Genomic DNA, 17,090 nt, shown 5'->3' on the forward strand with positions numbered 1-17,090 from the left:
AATTAACCATCGAAGGGTGAGGGGAAGCCCGGACTCCCCGCATGAAGCGCCCTCATCGCCGCGACCCGCCCCGCCTGGGGCGGGTCGCCTTGTACCCAACCCCACCCACGGAAGGCAATTTCGCCGTGACCCAGCAACTCGATCTGTTCGCAGACATCGCCGCCGACCCCGAGCCGATACCCGCCACCTTCACCGCCGCGCCGAAGCCTGCACGCCCCACCCCCTCGACAGCACCACCGAAGTTGGCGCCGCCGGCCGCACCTTCTGCTCCGCGCGCCCGACGGGCGCCTCGCCCGCACTCCGTGCGCGATCCGCACCGGCGCGCCCTGGAGATCGGCGAAGCGGTGGCCGAGCGGTGGCACAACCGGCACGGCGGCACGGCCATCGAGGTGCCGATCGGCGTCATTGCCGCCCTCTCGCTCATCCGCGAGAAGGACCCGAACGGCCCGGACCTAAAGACGCAGATCCTCGTCCAGGACGGCCCGCAGCTGATCGAGATGCTGCGCGAGATCTGGTCGGCGCACTGGATGCACCGCCCCGACCTGATCGAACGTGCGCGGATCCTCCATGAGTGGCTGAATGACGAGGTCGACGAATACCGCATTCAGGCGGTGCACGCCGTTGCCGAAACAGCTCTGAAGCGCGGCTTGTTCGACCTGACCGCCCACGAGGATCCGTTCCTGCGCTCGGCGACGGACGTCCTGTCGCCCGTGATGATGTGCCTGCGCTCCCACGGCGCCCGGCAGGGGCTCGGCGAGTATCACACCCCGGCGCCTGTCGCCGACGCCATGGCCGACATTCTTGCGGCGGGGCAGGTCATGGACATGAGCCTCGCGATCGACGACCCCCGCACCGGAGAGCACATCCACGATCCGTGCGCCGGCAGCGGAGGGCTGCTGCGCTCGGCCGCCCAGCACCTTCGCGAACGCGGGCACGACCCTGCGGACTTCCAGTGGTCGATGGTCGACTTCGACCCGATCGCCGCCGCGTGTTGCGCTGTGAACGCGATGGTGTGGGAGCTCGGCCCGCGGGTGACCGTGGCGTGCGCGGACACGCTGGCCAATCCGAATGCCGTCGCGGATGCGATGAAGGAGGCTCGGGCCGTCTTCGAGCACCGAGACGAGGTGGTAGGCAAGGCGCGGATCATCGCCGCCCTGCGTCAGGCCGAACAACTGATGGAGCAAGCCCTGTCGCCCGCGGCGTAGGCCCACCCCCCTCCTGACCTGCGCAGACGCAGTTGACCCTACCCCCATGCATAGTAGAATTAACTTAGAAGTTAAGGGGGTCACCTCACCGACTACACGCCAGAAAGGCCGCCATGCCCGACACCATTCATGCCCTGCTCGTCGCCACCGACGGCACGATCACCGACCCGCACGTGAGCGCCAACGACACCGCCCAGCGCACGCAGATCCAACAGGCGCTCGGCTACTACGCCGAGGCCCTGCGCTACGTACGCCGCCCGGACGGCTCGCACACCGTCGCCCTCGCCGCCGCATCCCGCGACGGCCAGCCCCCGAACCTGTACGCGGCCATCGCCTTGCACTTCCTCCTCGGCGAGAGCCTGATCGCCGGCATTCAAGGTCCCGTGATCTTCGCGGGCTTCAACCGACAAGGCGCGCTCACCAGCCTGACCGAGGACGCCGTGCGCACCATCCGCACCGTCTCCGTCATCCCCGCCGTCCGCTGAATCCCCGCACGGCAGTCACCAACTCCCTTTATCCGGACGCAACTTGAAGCAGGAGCACTCTTTTGAGCAGCACAACCATCGCCGGGCCCGATGCCGTAGACCTCACGGACCCTGAGTCGGCGGACTCCGAGGCACCGGAGCCGGCCGTTCTCAGCGAGGTCGACCTCTATCTGCTGGGCAAGCCCATCTCCGAGGCCCTCGCCGACGGATGGAGCGAGGACCTTGAGGACCACCCGGCGGGCTTCGCGGACAGGTCGATCCGCCTCGTTCACCCCGACGGCCGGTCCATTGGCATCCGTCACCTGTGGCAGGGCCGGGCCGTGCAGACCTTCGCCGTCGGCGGCCCCGCCGCCGAGCAGGCGGCAGGCTCCGATGGTGCGGCCGGTGAGAACACCCGGCTGCCCAAGGGGGTGCGGTACAGCACCGGGGTCCGCTTCACCACGGACTCGCCGCTGGAGGAGATCCTCACCGCGATCCGCACCGTGCTGCTGCCCGCCTTCGACGGGACTCGGCTGCGCCTGCGCGCCAACGGCACGCCCATCCCTCCCGCCGTCCAACCTCCGGCCGAGGACAACACCGACGCCCCGGCCGCAAAGGCCAAGGCCAAGCCGAAGGGCACAGCACGCCGCTCCGCCTCGGCCAAGCGCACGACCAAGCGCCGCACTGCGGCAGCTGCCTGAGCCCGGCCCCGCACCACATCAGGCGGGCGCACTGCATCTCGCGCCCGCCCCGTCACTTGAAGGACCACCACCATGAGCACCACCACCGACGTACGCCCGGAAGCCGTCGAGGGATTCGCCGGCCGCTTCGTCTGGGTCGATCCCCACGACCTTGTTGTCGACCCGTACAACCACCGCAAGGACCGCGCCGAGACAGACGGCGAGGACACCACCCAGCCCGACCCTGAACTCCAGGCCAGCGTCGATGAACTCGGTGTCCTCACCCCGCTCGTGCTGCGCCCGCAGGAAGGCGAGAACGAAGGCAAGCTCGGGATCATCTTCGGCCAGCGCCGCAACAACGCGGCCCTGGCTGCCGCGAAGAAGGCCCGGGCGAAGAAGAAGTCGTACCGGCTCGTTCCTGCGATCGTCCGAGACGACCTTGCCGGGGTTGACGATGCGGCGCTGACGGTGTCGTTCATCGAGAACAAGCACCGCCGCCAGGCCACCGTCCGCGACGACATCGAAGCGGCCCGGCAGCTCTCCCTCATGAACATCCCCAAGGCCCGCAAGGTGCGTAACGCGCGCGCCATGGGTTTCAAGCCTGCCGAGCTCGGAGCCGCCAGCAAGGCCGCCCAACTGTCCGACGCGTCGCTGGCCGAGGCGATCGAGGAGGACTTCAACCTCATCGAACTGGCCGAGTTCCAGGAAGTCGAAGGCGTCGAGGACGCCCTGTGGACGCTGACGAGGGCCAAGGCGCGTGACCAGAGGGAGAACAACACCAAGCGCGGCCATTGGAAGCACGCCCTCGCCGGCCTGCGCGCCGAGAAGGAACTCACGGACAAGTGTGCCCAGCAGGCCGCCGAGCTGACCGCTGCGGAGGTCACGGTCGTCGACTGGCGTTGGAGCTGGTCCGCCACCAGCACGAGGCCGCTCACCGACCTCCTCACCGAGGACGGCGCCCCGCAGACCTCGCAGACCCACCACGCCTGCCCCGGTCACGCGGCGTGCGTCTCCCCGAACGACGCCGAGGTGATCTGGCTGTGCACCGCCTGGCACCGCCACGGCCACCAGCTCACCACCGAGGCCGCCCAGAAGGACACCGCCCAGGCAGGCCCGGACAAGGAGGCGGCCAAAGCGGAGCGGCGCCTGGTCATAGCGAACAACAAGGCGTGGAGGCAGGCCCGCGAGGTCCGCGCGGACTTCATCAAGGACCTGTGCCAGCAGCCCGAGGCCAGCACCCGCGTGTGGCCGCTGATCCTCTCGATGATCACCGGCACCAGCTACGCGTACGAGAACTACGTCAGCCGTAAGAGGACCGACCTGACCGCACGCTTCCTCGGCGTCGAGGACCCCAACGAGGGCAACAGCCAGTGGACTCGGGTGGACGACCCGTTCGGCACGGTCATCTCACGCACCAACCCAGCGCGCTCCTGGAGGGTCCTGCTCGCCCACGTCGCTGGCGCCTACGAGGTGGAGCACATGGACGACGCCGCCTGGCGCAACCGCATCAATGAGCAGACCGTCGCGTGGCTGACGTTCCTGCAAGCGGAGGGCTACGCGCTGAGCACCGTCGAAGCGGAGAGCGTGGCCAAGGGCCGCGCCCAGCAGGAGGAAGAGAAGGCGGGCGCTCGGGGGGACGACGAGCCGGAGCAGAGCGAGGACGCCGAGGACAGCCAGGAGCACGAGCCGATTGCGGCCGCAGCCTGATGTCCTTCGGCGGGAGGCTCCCACCACGGGCCTCCCGCCGGCCTCCAGCCCGCAATCACCCTCTGCCCACCACTTCGAAGGAACCACTCCATGCGCACTGCTCGCTCCGCGCTCGACTACACCCGCATCCAGGCTGCCCTGCTGGGACCCGACTGGACAGCAGACAGCTGCGGGCACAGCGACCTCGCACTCCTCAACGGCCCCGTCACGTCACTGGAAGTTGCCACCCCGACGCCAGTACGCGCGTCCGGCGCCATCAAGGTCTCCCTGTCTCATGCACACGCCTTCGTCTGGCGCCGCCGCAGCGACCACCGCCACGAAGTGATCGGCACGATCGGGGATCCGCGGGCCGTCGCCGACGCCATCCTCACCACGGGCATGCCCGCGTGGACCAGGCTCCTCGCCGACCTCAGCGTGCGCACCGACCGTACGCTCAGCGCACTCAAGGCGTTCATGACCACGGCTGAGCAACTGGCCGGCCCCGAGGCACAGGTGGCCTACGGGTCGGTGCCCGGCGTCGCAGATCTGCGCTGGCCCGGCGGCAGGGCCACCATCCACGCCGACGACGAAGGCGGCATCCGTATCGCCTACCTCGACCTGTCCGACGTGACCGCCAGCACCTTCGTGAACGTGCTCCGCACCGTGACCGGCACCGAAGTCCCCGCCCCCGCTGCCAGCACCACCGCTTCCTGAACGGCACGAGACACCCATGAAGATCAACCGCCGCAAGGCCATCTGGTACCCGAAAGTCTCCAAGCACCTGTCGCAGGCCGTCACGGCCAGCGGCGCCTGGACCGTACGCACCGAAGGGGACGAGCTGATCCCCACCGAATTCGCCCAGCGCAACCCGCACATCGTCGACCCTCTACCCGACGAGCAGGACTACGTGCGCTTCCTCCGCCTGCACACCGTCCACGACGGCCGCGAGCTGATCACCGAGATGACTCCCGGCTACGCCGAGGACCTCGGGTACGCGCTCATCGACAAGGGCGCGCGGACCAGGGTGGCCAACTACGAGCAGCAGGACGGCTTCACCACCGACCGAGAGCCGTGGGAGGCGGCGGTCGCCTCGCATAAGAGGGCGCAGACCGCTGCCGTCGACCGGGCGGTGGAACTGATCCAGATGGTGTGGCCCGCGCTGCAGGCCCGCTACGGGAACATCCTCAGCTTCGACAGCGGGGTGCTCGGCCGCTGGTACATCGTGGTCGACAACGAAGGAGCGACGGCGAAGGTCGAAGCGGTACGCGTGCCGGCCCGGGCGTGGGGCACGTTCGTCGAGGCGGCCATGGATCGCACTTGGTTTCAGAGGGGGCGCTTCCACGGTGCCGAGGACTGGGCACGTGCCAGGCCAGGGCACTACGAGGCGAAGTCGCCTCAGGCCCAGTACAGCGACCGCCTTCACGTCGGCACTGGCGGGCAGGCCGTGGAGCTCGTTCTGTACAGCAGCGAGGTCCGCAAGCTCGCCCGAGGGCTCGCTCTAATGCTCGCCGCCGTCGAGCGGCACACGGACAGCACGGACGCCTGAGCCGAAGCCTCACCCGCACGACAGACCACCATGAGCACGACCACGCCGCCCAACAGCTTCATCGTCACCGTCGAGCAGACGCCGACCATCCAGGCCGCCGCCCTACACGAAGGCGACACCCTCACCCTGGTCGGCAATGACAGCTCTCTGACCATCCTCACCCGGCGACGCCACCTCCAGCCTCTGTGGCTGCTCACCCTCGAAGGCCAGGACATGCCGATCACCCTGCGCGACGGCGAGCCGATACGCCCTCTGCGCATGCTGCGCGCCTTCGACCTAGCCTGTCAGCTGTGCGGACGCACGGCCCGGCATGTCCTGGACCTTCCCGTCCACGGCATCCCCCATGCCCGGGTGTGCAGCCTGCACCGACCCGGCAAGGCAGCCCACCACACGCCAGCCGCCCCTCGCCCCCGCACGAAGGACACACGACCATGCCCTCGACCGACCGCACCATACGAGTCGGCACCATCAACGTCACCGTTCGCACCAGCAACAGAACCACGCTCGACGTCACCGTCACCAAGCGCGGCGACATCGTCCTCCGCGGCCCTCACACCACCACCGACACGGACGCCGCCGCCCTCGTCGAACGACGCCGCGCATGGATCTACCGGCGCCTCACCCACCTCGCAGAGACCCTGCCGCACAACCCACTCAAGCACCTCACCACCGGCGAAGAATTCACCGTCCTCGGCCAGCCGCACCGCCTGCAGATCACCCCCGACACCAGCCAGCAGCGGCCACTCACCTCCATTCGAGACCCCCGCACCGGCGACCGGATCACCCTGCACAGCAGCACGGCCCCCTAAAACGGATGAAGCTTGGCAAACCATCATCAACTTCTACGCCGAAACCGGCCGTGAATGGCTGAAAAACATCCAGCCTCAAACGCTGACGAACGCACCGCGCACCACATGGGCCCACCACCACAACAACCAACTCACCCTCCACTGGGCAACAGCCCAACTCCCACCCCCGCCCCTGAACGAGCTCATCCACCGCACCCTCAACCTTCACGCCATACCCAACGGCACGCCGACGGCTCCTCATCCACGCTGCGCCCCGTCGGCGACGCCCCGGTGCGCCCGGAAGTCACCCCGAGGGGCTTGCTGGTACTGCGGGCGGGCTGCCCCGCACGCACGGCCAGCAGTCGACTGCGTGGGGCACGCGCGGGGGCACCGAACCGACACAGCTGCAGATCAAGGCGCGTGGGCTGGAGCACCGGAAGAGGGCAGGGAAGCGAACGAGTAAGGTATGATACTTGCATAAAAGAAAGTTTCATAAGGGAAACTTTCATAGAGGTCTAACGGGGTAGTGCACCATGAACGGCTTCATTGGCCGCCGAACCGAACTCGATCTCCTGGACGACCTGCTGCAACCGGTGAGGACCGGCGGGCGCGGTGGACGGCCCGGGCGCGCCGTATTGATCCGCGGACGTCGCCGCGTCGGCAAGTCCCGGCTGGTGGAAGAGTTCCTCGAGCGCGCCGAACTGCCGCACGTCTTCTTCACTGCCGTCGGCGGCTCAAAGGAAGAAGACCTGGCCGGCTTCGCCGCCGAAGTGAGCACCTCCAGCCTGCCCGACGCGAGCCACTTCGCGGACTTCACCGCCCCGCAGACCTGGGACGCCGCCCTGGGTCTGCTCGCGAACGCCCTCCCCACCGATGCACCCAGCGTCGTCGTCCTCGACGAGATGCCCTACCTCGTACGCGAGGACCCCACCTTCGAAGGAGCCCTGCAGAAGGCCTTCGACCGGACGCTGTCGAAACTTCCGGTGCTGCTCGTCCTCATCGGCTCCGACGTCGCCATGATGGAACAGCTCAACACCTACGGACGGCCCTTCTACCAGCGCGGCACCGAAATGATCGTCCCCCCGCTGAACCCAGCCGATGTCGCTGCGATGCTCGACCTCCCCGCCGCCGACGCCCTCGACGCCTACCTCATCTCCGGCGGACTCCCGCTGATCCTGGAAGAGTGGCCGCACGGCGCCGGGCTGTGGGACTACCTCGCCTCCGCGCTGCGCAAGCCCACCTCAGCCCTGCTCGTCAGCGGCGAGCGCACCCTCGCCGCCGAATTCCCCACCGAGGCACAAGCCCGCACCGTTCTCGGCGCCATCGGCCACGGCGAACGCACCTTCACCCTCATTGGCCGGGCCGCCGGCGGCCTCAACCCCGGCTCCGTCAAACGCTCCCTCGAACTCCTCACCACACGCCGCATGGTCGCCGCCGAACTGCCCCTGTCCACCAAACCCAGCCGCGAGACCCGCTACCGCATCGACGACCCCTACCTGCGCTTCTGGCTCTCCTTCATCGGCCCCGGCATCCCCGCCGTCGAGCGAGGCCGCGGCGACCGCGTCCTCGACTCCATCCGCACCAGCTGGACATCCTGGCGCGGCCGGGCCATCGAACCCGTCATCCGCGAGGCTCTCTGGCGCCTGGCCGACGACCGCCTCCCCGAAGACACCAACGCCGTCGGCGGCTACTGGACCCGCACCAACGACCCGGAAATCGACCTCATCGGAGCCGACCGTTCCCCCATTGCCAAGAAGATCACCTTCGCGGGATCGATCAAGTGGCTGGAGAACAAGCCCTTCGACCAACGCGACCTCTCCCGCCTTATCACCCACCGCTCCCAACTCCCCGGCGCCGACGACGACACCCCTCTGCTCGCCGTCGCCCGCAGCGGCAGCACCGCAGAAAGGATCCCCACCCTCACACCCGAGGAACTCCTCGACGCCTGGACCTGACACGCGAGCAGCCATCCACGTGTCACCCCCGGCCGCCGCCAGGCAACGGGCCAATCACCGACTCTGTCGTCATGTCCTGAGTAGCCTGGAGCTCCTGCGCTGCCGTGGTGTCCGCGGACGCTGCGGTGCGACGGCGACGAGTGCCGTCGGATGACGGCCGGATGATGGAGACGCCTGTGAGTGCTGAGGCCTCTCCGCCCCGCGTGCTGGTGCCGCTCGCGCCGTAGCAAGAGTCTGAGACGACTCGCACGGTATTGACGACTGTTGTTGGGACTCTTTGAAAACGGGTCTGGGCGACATCTCGTGACGGTCACGATCGACTACCAGTAGCGATCACGCTCCCGGGCGGGAATTCCCTGGTCGGGTGAACGTCGTACCTCTGTCAGCGGTACATGGTCGCCAGCCACGTACAAAGGGCTCACCGCACGCGGCCGATCATGATCGCGGTTGCTGAGGCCAAGGCCGGTCAAGCAGTAAGTTCGGGCCGCGAGGCGGGCACCGCCGTACGGCGGTGACGTCCTGATGAGCCGTCATCTGGGTGGACGTCGCCGATGGCGAAGTCCATCAGCAGCTGCTCCAGCAGCGACGCCTTGTCCCCTTCCCCGACACGGCGAAGGGTGTCCTGAACATCGCGGACCATCCGCTGGATCTCGATACGGGCCCGTGTTTTGAGGCTTTCGGTCTCCCGCCGGGCATCGGCTGCAACCAGGTCCGCTTCCCGCAGCAGGGCATCGACCTGCACACCGGATCTGGCATGCAGGCTCGATATCTCGCTCTGCGCTTCGCTGCGGATATGGTCCGCATCCGTTACGGCCATGTCGAGGAGGTCGGCGGCCGTGTCTTCAGCGCCGCGGATCAGCTCGGCGGCGGTCAGACGAGCTTTCTCCTCGGCGAGTGAGGCCTGGGTCATGGCGTTCTGGATCATCACGTCGCATCTTTCCTGAACGACAGCGCGCATTGTCGTGAGGTGCTCGAGTTCAGCCAGCGCCTGGCTGAGTAGTTCCCGCGCGTGTCGTTCAGTGTCCGCCGCGGTGCGCGCACGCTCAGCGGCGGCCATCAGCTTGCGATCTGCCCAATACCCGGCGTCCTCCGGGTTGGCGATCATGAGTTTGAGCGCGGCGTTCTCTTGACGGACCCGCTCCAGTTCGTCCGCGATACCGGAGGGATCGACGGGATGCTGCAGAGCCTGTTCCTCGCGTTGCGCCCGCCCGAGCACTTCCAGCCACTCCTGCGGTTTCCCACCGAGCCATTCGACCACGTCGCACAAGAACTCACGACTGGGCACCTGACCGTTGAACAGGCCAGACAGGGCAGCACGCGAGTAGCCGGTACGTTTGCTGATCTCCGCATAGGTCGGATCCCCGGCCTGCCGCTTCAGCGCACGTAGCCGCTGTGCGAGTTGTGTACGGGCCGTTCCGTCTGCGGGTAAGTCCTTCAGCCTCCGGCCTGCCATAGGCCCTCCCCCCATTGTTCACAGACCGCCGATTGTTCCGGAACTAGTGCCGCACCATGCCCCGTTCGATGAAGTCGATGTTGCTGGCGCAGGTCAGCGAATTGTTCGGCATTCTTCGGGCCCTCTGTTCACGCATTGGAGTGATCAAAGCGAAGCCCGTGTACTGGTTTTCCCACCCGTGCCCGATGCCGGATGCCCTTCGGGGCGACGGCTCAGGCCGACCGCCACCTGTAAGGAAGGAGAACCGTGCACGACATGCACGACCCCACTAAGCGGGAGCCGAGGCAGTCCTGCCGGCGGCGTCTGGCCCGCGGCCTCAAGGCCGTCGGCCGCATCGAGCCCCTGGTCGCCCTGGCGGTGCAGATCGGCTCGCTCATCGTCACCGTGACCAGCAACTGGCCCGGTCACCCTCACGGGTGACCGGGCCAGGCTGAAGGAGTTGATGACAGGCCGCCTCGGGGTGGAGCAGGCAGCAACGCACCCGGGGCCGGCCGCACGCCTTCGTACCGCCACTGTGTCACGTCCCGGGCCATACCACGACGGCTACGTCTCAACCCCGCGTTGCGGCAATGGCGCAGTACGCGGCGAGCACCCTGACAGCATCTGCCACACCGCTCACATCGGGCACCGCTGGATCGACAACATCGCGATCTCCGACACCGTCGACGGCATCATCTCCATGCTCCGCGTCTACTAAGCGGACAACTCCGACTGACCGTCACCGATCTTCAGGGCCCGACGACCTGACGGTCCCCCTCAGCAAACCGCCCTCGTCAGGCAGACGGCAGGGCTATCTCGGGCTTGCCCGCCGCCCCAGCGACCGCGCGATGCAAGGGGCGCACGGACCCGACGACGAATACTCCGAAGACCGTGAGGGGCAGCAGCCGCATCAGCTGTGAAGGATCGTCGCGAAGCCAGTGCCAGTTGCCCCACCAGTTGCCGCACATGTCCAGCACCATCACGGCGCCCGCTAGCCAGATCCCTTCTCGCCGTGCGAGTCCCACCAGCAAGATAACCAGCGGATCGAGGACCACCAGGCTGACGAAGAACACCTGCAAGGGCACCTGCGGGAACATCGCATAGGCGTGGACACCGTCACGGGCCACATCGAGAACGTGGGTGCGAGTCCCTACGAGAAAACCGATCAAGTACACCGCGAGGGCCCACCTCGCCCACACCGGCTGTCTGCCCCATCGTTCCCACAGCTTGACCCCCACCGGGCCAGCCTAGACGAGCCCGCGCATCTCGAAGGCAGAGATGGACAGCGTCGGCGTGATCAAAGATCCACGGCCAGGTCTCGCACGCATGCTCGTGATCGTCACTTTTCCCCACGCCGTTCAACATCCAACTAAGCGACGGGAAGAGCGACTCTGACGAGATTCAAGGGTCTGGGCGACATCTCGTGACCGTCACGAGATGTCGCCCAGACCCTTGAAAACGGCTCTCTCCGCAGTACTCCTGCCTGCTGTTCAGCCCTCGCCTGGGGAAGCGATTGCCTTCCGTATCCGTGGGTCCTTCGCCAATGTGGCGGGCAGCTTGGTGGCCTTGTCGAGCTTGGCGCTCAGCAGCTGCTGAACGCTCACCACGGCGTCGTCCCAGTCGTCGTCTGCCTTGAGATCCGCACCCCGCAGGTCTGCATGAGCCAGGTTCGCGCCGGTGAAATCCACGCCGGCCAGCGTGGCTCCTTCGAGGTCGGCGCCGGCCAGGTTGGCCTTGCGCAGGGACGAACCTCCCAGGTCTGCGCCGCGGAGTGTAGCGCCACCGAGGTCCGTTCGGAGGAGCCACGAGTGGGTGAGGGTGGCCCCGCCCAACTTCGCGCCGCGCATGTTCACGCCCACCAGGTCCGAGTAGTACAGGTCGGCGACGTTGAGGATCGCGTCGTGAAAGTCCGCGCCCCGGAGCTTCTGGTTGAGCAGCGAACCCGAGAGTTCCGCGCCGAAGAGGTTCGCAGCGTGCAGGTCCGTGCCGCGGAGGTTCATGCCGCGCAGGTCCGCGTCCTGGAGATCGGCACCATGGAAATCCGCGCCGTGCAGATCCGTGTCGTTCAGAGCTCTGCCGCTCAGGTCCAGTTGTGCGCTGCCGTCATGGCGGCTTTCCCTGTCCCGCAGGACCGACAGCGCCGCCTCGACATCGCTGGCCGGGGTATGCATGACCTGGTTCGGACCGCCGTCCGGGCTGGCTTTGTCCGGCGACTTCGCGGCGTGGGCGCGGACGTACGCCGCCAGTACGTCAACGATGGTGGGCTGGTCACGCGAGGAGTCCTGCATGATGCGCTGAAGTGCGTAGACGCCGCCCAGTCGGACATCCTGGGAGCTGTTGCCGAGATTCTGGACCGCTACGTTGTACCGGTCAGTGATCTGGCCCTCCCGCGTGATGCTCTGCTCGCTGTTCACCTGCTTGATCGATATCCACGTGAAGGCAGCCACAGCAAGAGTTGCCATGCTGACCAGCAACCCGACGCTCCTCTCAAGTCGCGTCCACCAGCTGGTCGCCTGGCCGTCGGCGCCCCTGTCAGCTGCTGGCATGGTGTTGCAACTGAACCGTTCGGTTGCCCTGCGGCGCTGCCCCTGCTGCCGTGAGCCCAAAGGAGCGCGCGGTCGGGAGGCGGCCGCCCGGCGCCTGCGCCGAACGATCCGCTGGAGTTGCGTGCCACGTGCTCCCGAGCGCGGAGTCCCCCTCATCGTCATGGCGACATTCCAGCTGGCACGAGCAGTGATCCGCTGCCCCTTCCGCAAACAAGGCCGGTAGTCGCACACAGCACTCACACTGATGGTGATTCCTCAATTTCAGGAATCCTCATCACTGTGGAGCTAAGGCCGGACCGTGTGCGCGTGCGGGCAGTGGGCAACGGCTACGGCACAGCGGCGGGGAGGACCACGGCTCTGAGCCGCACGCGAACCCTGAGCGGTAGTCAGCGGATCACTCCATGGGCCTCTATCTGCAGCGTCGCACAGGGCGGCGCCTTGGCCAGGGGAATCGATGGCGAAACGGGGCTTCCCGGGGGACAGGAGGGGGACAGAAGGACAAAGAAGACCAAGGAAAGGGACGGAAAGGCAGGTAACAAATCCACCCCGACTGGCCGCAACCTACCGGCGCGCTCGGCTCGGTGACCACGAGCGTCGTCTACTCGTCCCCGCTGCCCCGGCGGCCCCTGGGTCACTGACCTCGCTGCCGGACCACCGACCCCGATCTTCCCTTCACGACCTCCAGTTGCGCGTGGATACGGCGTCTCAGGTCGGCGACGTGGCTGACGATGCCGACGCTGCGGTCGCGCTCGCGCAGCGAGTCGAGCACGTCGAGGACCTCGTCGAGGGTCTGGTCGTCGAGGCTGCCGAAGCCCTCGTCGATGAAGAGCGTGTCCAGGCGGACTCCGCCGGCCTCGTCGGTGACGACGTCCGCGAGGCCGAGTGCGAGCGCCAGCGAGGCGAAGAACGTCTCGCCGCCCGACAGTGTCGCCGTGTCCCGCTCACGTCCGGTCCACGCGTCGACGACGTGCAGTCCCAGACCGCTGCGGCCGCGTCCGGCCCGGTCGTCGGAGTGGACGAGGGTGTAGCGGCCGGACGACATGCGCTGCAGCCGCACGGTCGCCGCGGCGGCCACCTGTTCCAGGCGCGCCGCCAGCACGTACGACTCCAGGCGCATCTTGCGCTCGTTGTCCGCCGAGGTGCCCGCAGTGAGGGAGGCCAGGCGGGCCACCCGGTCGTACTCCTCGCGCAGCGGGGCCAGCCGTCGTACGCCCGCGGCGGATTGAGCGGACAGCCGGTCGAGTTCGGTGCAGCGGCGGGCGGCCGCGTCGCGTGCGGAGGCGGCGTCGCGCAGCCGCTGGGCCGCGACAGCAGCGGCTCGTTCCGCCGAGGCGAGGTCGGCGGGCGGCTGCTGGGCGGCGGCCGCGGTGTCGGCCTCCGCGAGGACCGCGCGCACGGCCGCCTCCTCGGACTGCCACACGTCCAGACGGCGTTGGAGCTCGCGGTGTGCGGCGTCGTCGAGGAGCGCGGCGGCTGCGGCCTGCGGGGTGTCGAAGCCGGCCCTGAAGGCGGCGTCGGCCAGCCGGGCGTCGGCGTCCTTGAGCCGCTGGGCGGTGTCCTCGGCGGCCCGTGCGGCGTCGGCGCCCTCGGTGAGCAGCGCGACCTGCCGCTCCAGCTGCGCGGCCCGCGCCGCCACACTCTCCGCCGTACCGCGCGCCTGCGCCAACTCCCCTTCCAAGCCGGTCCGTTCGCGGTCCAGCCGCTCGCGGTGGCCCACTCGCGAGGCGGTTCGGACCGCCGCCTCCTGCCGCGCCGCGGTCCGCCGCTCGTGCTCCTGCTCCGCCCGCCGCAGCTGCTCGCTCGCCGGGTGCAGCTCGGAGGCGGCAGCGCGCGCCTGCGCGTACAGCCGCTCCAACTCCTCGACCTCTTCGGCGAGTCGGGTCGTGGGTGTGTCGCCCGCCTCGGCGGTGGCGGCGGCGAGCGCCTCTCGTACGACGCCGAGGCGCCGCTCGTCCTCGGCGCGCTGTTCGTCGGCGCGCTGGTAGGCGGCGAGGGCGCGCTCCTCCGCCTCGCGGTCGACATGCCCGGCGACCTTGCGCGCGGGGGCGGGATGTTCGGTGGCTCCGCAGACGGCGCACGGTTCGCCGTCGGTGAGGCCCGCGGCCAGTTCGGCCGCGATGCCGTTCAGCCGCTGTTCCTTGAGGCCGAGCCAGTGGGCGCGGGCTTCGGTGGCCCGTTCGCGGGCGGCGAGCACGCGTGCGTGGGCCTCGTCGGTGTCGCGGGCGAACTGGTCGCGGTGGCGGGCCGCGCCGAGCCTGCGCTGTGCGGGCTCGCGCTGCACGCCGAACTGCTCGGCCCTCGTCGCGGCCTGCTGCGCGGATTCGATCCGGGCCTGCAGTCCGGCGCGGGTCGCCTCCCAGTCCGCAAGCCAGGCCTCGGCCTCCTGCAGCACGTCCTCGTCGGCACGCTCCTGCCGGTCCAGACCGGCGCGCTCCGCGACAAGTGCGGCCAGTCGCTGTTCGGCGCGGCGGGCGGACTCCAGGCCGCCCAGTTCCTCTGCGGTGCGGCGGGCCGCGGTCGCGAGCCCTGCGGCGCCGGCGTCCGCGAAGGACTCGGGCAGCAGGGAACGCGCGCGTGCCTCGGCGGCGGCCGCACGACGGTGCTCGGTGTCCGCGGCCTCCCTGAGCTCCAGGGCGGGCGCGACCGCCTCGGCCTTGCGGGCCCGCTCCATGCGCGCCTGTGCCTCCCGGTGCGCATCGGCCCGCTCCTCCAGCCGCGAGGCGCGCTCCCTCGCCTCGGCGAACCGCTGCTGCAGCCGGTCCACTTCGCGTACGTCGCTCAGCGCGCGCTCGGCGGCCGCCTGCGCCGACTCGACGGACGTGAGGCGGCAGTGGGCGACCGTCAGCCGTTCGCGTGCGGTGCTGCGGGCGACGGCCGCGGCACCGATGACGGCCTCCGCCAACCCCGGCTCCCCCGGTGCCAGTTGAGGCAGGTCCATGGCGCCGTCCGCCGCCTGCTGCATGCGGTGTGCGTCGGCCAGCAGCGCGGCGTCCCCTTCGCGTACCCGGGCCTCGGCGGCGCGGCGGCGCTCGGCCAGGCGCTTCTCGACCTCCGCGAAGCGGTGGGTGTCGAAGAGACGGCCCAACAGCTTGCCGCGCGCCTCGGCGTCGGCACGCAGGAAGCGGGCGAAGTCGCCCTGGGGCAACAGCACGACCTGACAGAACTGCTCCCGGCTCATGCCGAGCAGCTGGGTGATCTCCTCACCGATCTCCTGATGCGAGCGGCTGAGATCCTTCCAGGCACCGGCCGTCGCGTCGTACTCGCGCAGCCAGCTTTGGGCCTTCTCCAGTGTCGTGCCCGAGCCGCGCTTCTTGGGGCGCTCCCAGGGCGGCTGCCGGGTGACCTCCAACCGGCGTCCGGCGACGGTCAGTTCGAGGGTCACCCCGGTACGCGTACCGGACGCCGCGTGGTCGCTGCGCAGGGCCAGGCCCTGACTGCTCTGGCGGGCCCCGGGGACGGAGCCATAGAGCGCGTAGCACACCGCGTCGAGGACGGACGTCTTGCCCGCTCCCGTCGGCCCGTGCAGCAGAAAGAGCCCGGCCGCCGACAACTCGCCGAAGTCGACGGTCTGCGAGCCGCCGAACGGCCCGAACGCCGTGATGTCCAGCCGGTGCAGCCTCATCGCGCCACCTCCCGCACGGCCTCGTCGGCGCGCACCGCGTCGAACGCGTCCCGCAGCACGGCCTGTTCGCGCTCGTCGGGTCCGGCGCCACGCACATGGGCGACGAAGTCCTCGGCGATCTCCTGGTCGCTGCGGCCCGCGAGCCGCCTGGCATACGACACGTCCGGGTCGTCCGGTGACCGCTCGGGGTCGAAGACGAGGCTGAGGGTGTGCGGGAAGCGCTCGGTGAGCCGGGCCATGGGGTCGGCCGGGCGGACCGGGTCGGTGAGGGTGGCCTCGACCCACGCGTCCTCATGCCGTGCGAGCCCGGGATCGGCGAGCAGTTCCTCCAGAGTGCCCCTGATTCTGGCCAGCGCGCGCGGCACCGGGCACTCGACGCGCTCGGCGGTGACGGAGCCGTCGGCGTCGAGGTCGACGAGCCACATGGTCTTGCGGTGGTCGGCCTCCGAGAAGGAGTACGGCAGCGGGGAGCCGGAGTAGCGCACACGATCGGTGATCGTCTGGCAGCCGTGCAGGTGGCCGAGTGCCGCGTAGTCCACGCCGTCGAAGACCCCGGCGGGCACGGCGGCGACCCCGCCGACGGTGATGTCCCGCTCGCTGTCGCTGGCCTCGCCGCCGGTGACGAAGGCGTGCGCGAGGACGACGGAACGGGTGCCCCGCGCGCGCGTGGCGAGGTCGGCGCGGACCCTGTCCATGGCGGCGGCGAGCACGGCCTCGTGGCCCGCCTTCTCCACGCCGAACTCGTCCTTCACCAGGGCGGGTTCGAGATACGGCAGCCCGTAGAAGGCCACGTCACCATGTGCGTCGGACAGCACCACCGGGGTCCCGCACGCCGACGGCTCGGTCCGCAGGTGGATGCCCGCACGCCCGATGAGGCCGGCGCCGACGCCGAGCCGGCGGGCAGAGTCGTGGTTCCCGGAGATCATCACCGTGGGCACGCCCAGGTCGGCGAGGCGGTGCAGCGCGTCGTCGTACAACTCGACCGCGGCCAGCGGCGGCACCGCCCGGTCGTACACATCCCCCGACACGACCACCGCGTCCACCCCGCGTTCGCGCACGGTCGTGACGAGGTGACCGATGAACTCGGCCTGGGCCCCGAGCATGTTCACCCGGTGGAACGCCCGGCCGAGATGCCAGTCGGAAGTGTGCAGCAGCCTCATGATCCC

Annotated in this window: 15 protein-coding genes and 1 pseudogene; 11 read left to right on the forward strand and 5 right to left on the reverse strand. The window is 69.1% G+C overall.

From position 1 onward, the window contains the following. Nucleotides 1-344 precede the first annotated feature (344 nt). From ACFY10_RS45450 to ACFY10_RS45485, 8 genes are all read left to right on the forward strand, one after another. Nucleotides 345-1,205, forward strand: coding sequence for an N-6 DNA methylase (locus ACFY10_RS45450; RefSeq protein WP_390671252.1), 861 nt, complete (start codon nucleotides 345-347; stop codon nucleotides 1,203-1,205). Nucleotides 1,206-1,318: 113 nt separating this feature from the next. Beyond that, complete coding sequence (locus tag ACFY10_RS45455) at nucleotides 1,319-1,690, forward strand: hypothetical protein (RefSeq protein ID WP_390671253.1); 372 nt, start codon at nucleotides 1,319-1,321, stop codon at nucleotides 1,688-1,690. A 62-nt stretch (nucleotides 1,691-1,752) separates the two neighbouring features. Next, a complete protein-coding gene (locus ACFY10_RS45460) occupies nucleotides 1,753-2,370 on the forward strand; it encodes a hypothetical protein (RefSeq protein ID WP_390671254.1) in 618 nt (205 codons plus the stop codon). Nucleotides 2,371-2,442: 72 nt separating this feature from the next. Then, entirely contained in the window at nucleotides 2,443-4,056 is a 1,614-nt protein-coding gene (locus ACFY10_RS45465; protein ID WP_390671255.1) for a ParB/RepB/Spo0J family partition protein, read from the forward strand. A gap of 90 nt (nucleotides 4,057-4,146) precedes the next feature. Next, nucleotides 4,147-4,749, forward strand: a complete 603-nt coding sequence (locus tag ACFY10_RS45470) for a hypothetical protein (protein ID WP_390671256.1) — start codon at nucleotides 4,147-4,149, stop codon at nucleotides 4,747-4,749. Between the two features lie 16 nt (nucleotides 4,750-4,765). Continuing rightward, nucleotides 4,766-5,581, forward strand: coding sequence for a hypothetical protein (locus tag ACFY10_RS45475; protein WP_390671257.1), 816 nt, complete (start codon nucleotides 4,766-4,768; stop codon nucleotides 5,579-5,581). Between the two features lie 431 nt (nucleotides 5,582-6,012). Next, entirely contained in the window at nucleotides 6,013-6,390 is a 378-nt protein-coding gene (locus ACFY10_RS45480; protein ID WP_390671258.1) for a YgjP-like metallopeptidase domain-containing protein, read from the forward strand. A gap of 512 nt (nucleotides 6,391-6,902) precedes the next feature. Further along, nucleotides 6,903-8,324 carry an ATP-binding protein gene (locus ACFY10_RS45485; protein WP_390671259.1) on the forward strand — a complete coding sequence of 474 codons (1,422 nt, stop codon included), beginning with the start codon at nucleotides 6,903-6,905 and terminating at the stop codon, nucleotides 8,322-8,324. Nucleotides 8,325-8,790: 466 nt separating this feature from the next. Here ACFY10_RS45485 and ACFY10_RS45490 read toward each other — a convergent pair whose 3' ends face one another. Then, on the reverse strand, nucleotides 8,791-9,777 hold the full coding sequence (locus tag ACFY10_RS45490) for a helix-turn-helix domain-containing protein (protein ID WP_390671260.1): 987 nt from the start codon (nucleotides 9,775-9,777) through the stop codon (nucleotides 8,791-8,793). A 255-nt stretch (nucleotides 9,778-10,032) separates the two neighbouring features. On the opposite strand from ACFY10_RS45490, the gene ACFY10_RS45495 reads away from it, so the two are divergent. Beyond that, entirely contained in the window at nucleotides 10,033-10,197 is a 165-nt protein-coding gene (locus ACFY10_RS45495; protein WP_390671261.1) for a hypothetical protein, read from the forward strand. 22 nt (nucleotides 10,198-10,219) lie between these two features. Next, nucleotides 10,220-10,474 carry a hypothetical protein gene (locus ACFY10_RS45500; protein ID WP_390671262.1) on the forward strand — a complete coding sequence of 85 codons (255 nt, stop codon included), beginning with the start codon at nucleotides 10,220-10,222 and terminating at the stop codon, nucleotides 10,472-10,474. 76 nt (nucleotides 10,475-10,550) lie between these two features. On the opposite strand, the gene ACFY10_RS45505 is transcribed toward ACFY10_RS45500, so the two are convergent. After that, nucleotides 10,551-10,994 (reverse strand): hypothetical protein, encoded by a 444-nt coding sequence (locus tag ACFY10_RS45505; RefSeq protein WP_390671263.1) that lies wholly within the window; start codon nucleotides 10,992-10,994, stop codon nucleotides 10,551-10,553. 252 nt (nucleotides 10,995-11,246) lie between these two features. Then, entirely contained in the window at nucleotides 11,247-12,362 is a 1,116-nt protein-coding gene (locus ACFY10_RS45510) for a pentapeptide repeat-containing protein (RefSeq protein ID WP_390671264.1), read from the reverse strand. A 506-nt stretch (nucleotides 12,363-12,868) separates the two neighbouring features. On the opposite strand from ACFY10_RS45510, the pseudogene ACFY10_RS45515 reads away from it, so the two are divergent. Next, a pseudogene (locus tag ACFY10_RS45515) lies at nucleotides 12,869-12,940 on the forward strand (Lrp/AsnC family transcriptional regulator); the annotation flags it as partial. Here the strand turns inward: ACFY10_RS45515 and ACFY10_RS45520 are convergent. Further along, entirely contained in the window at nucleotides 12,934-15,924 is a 2,991-nt protein-coding gene (locus ACFY10_RS45520; RefSeq protein ID WP_390671265.1) for an AAA family ATPase, read from the reverse strand. The pseudogene ACFY10_RS45515 and the gene ACFY10_RS45520 overlap by 7 nt on opposite strands. Continuing rightward, nucleotides 15,921-17,084, reverse strand: a complete 1,164-nt coding sequence (locus tag ACFY10_RS45525; protein WP_390671266.1) for an exonuclease SbcCD subunit D — start codon at nucleotides 17,082-17,084, stop codon at nucleotides 15,921-15,923. Before ACFY10_RS45525 ends, ACFY10_RS45520 begins: the two co-directional genes overlap by 4 nt. Nucleotides 17,085-17,090: the final 6 nt, after the last annotated feature.

The sequence above is a fragment of the Streptomyces sp. NPDC001401 genome, assembly GCF_042895385.1.
GTDB lineage: Bacteria > Actinomycetota > Actinomycetes > Streptomycetales > Streptomycetaceae > Streptomyces.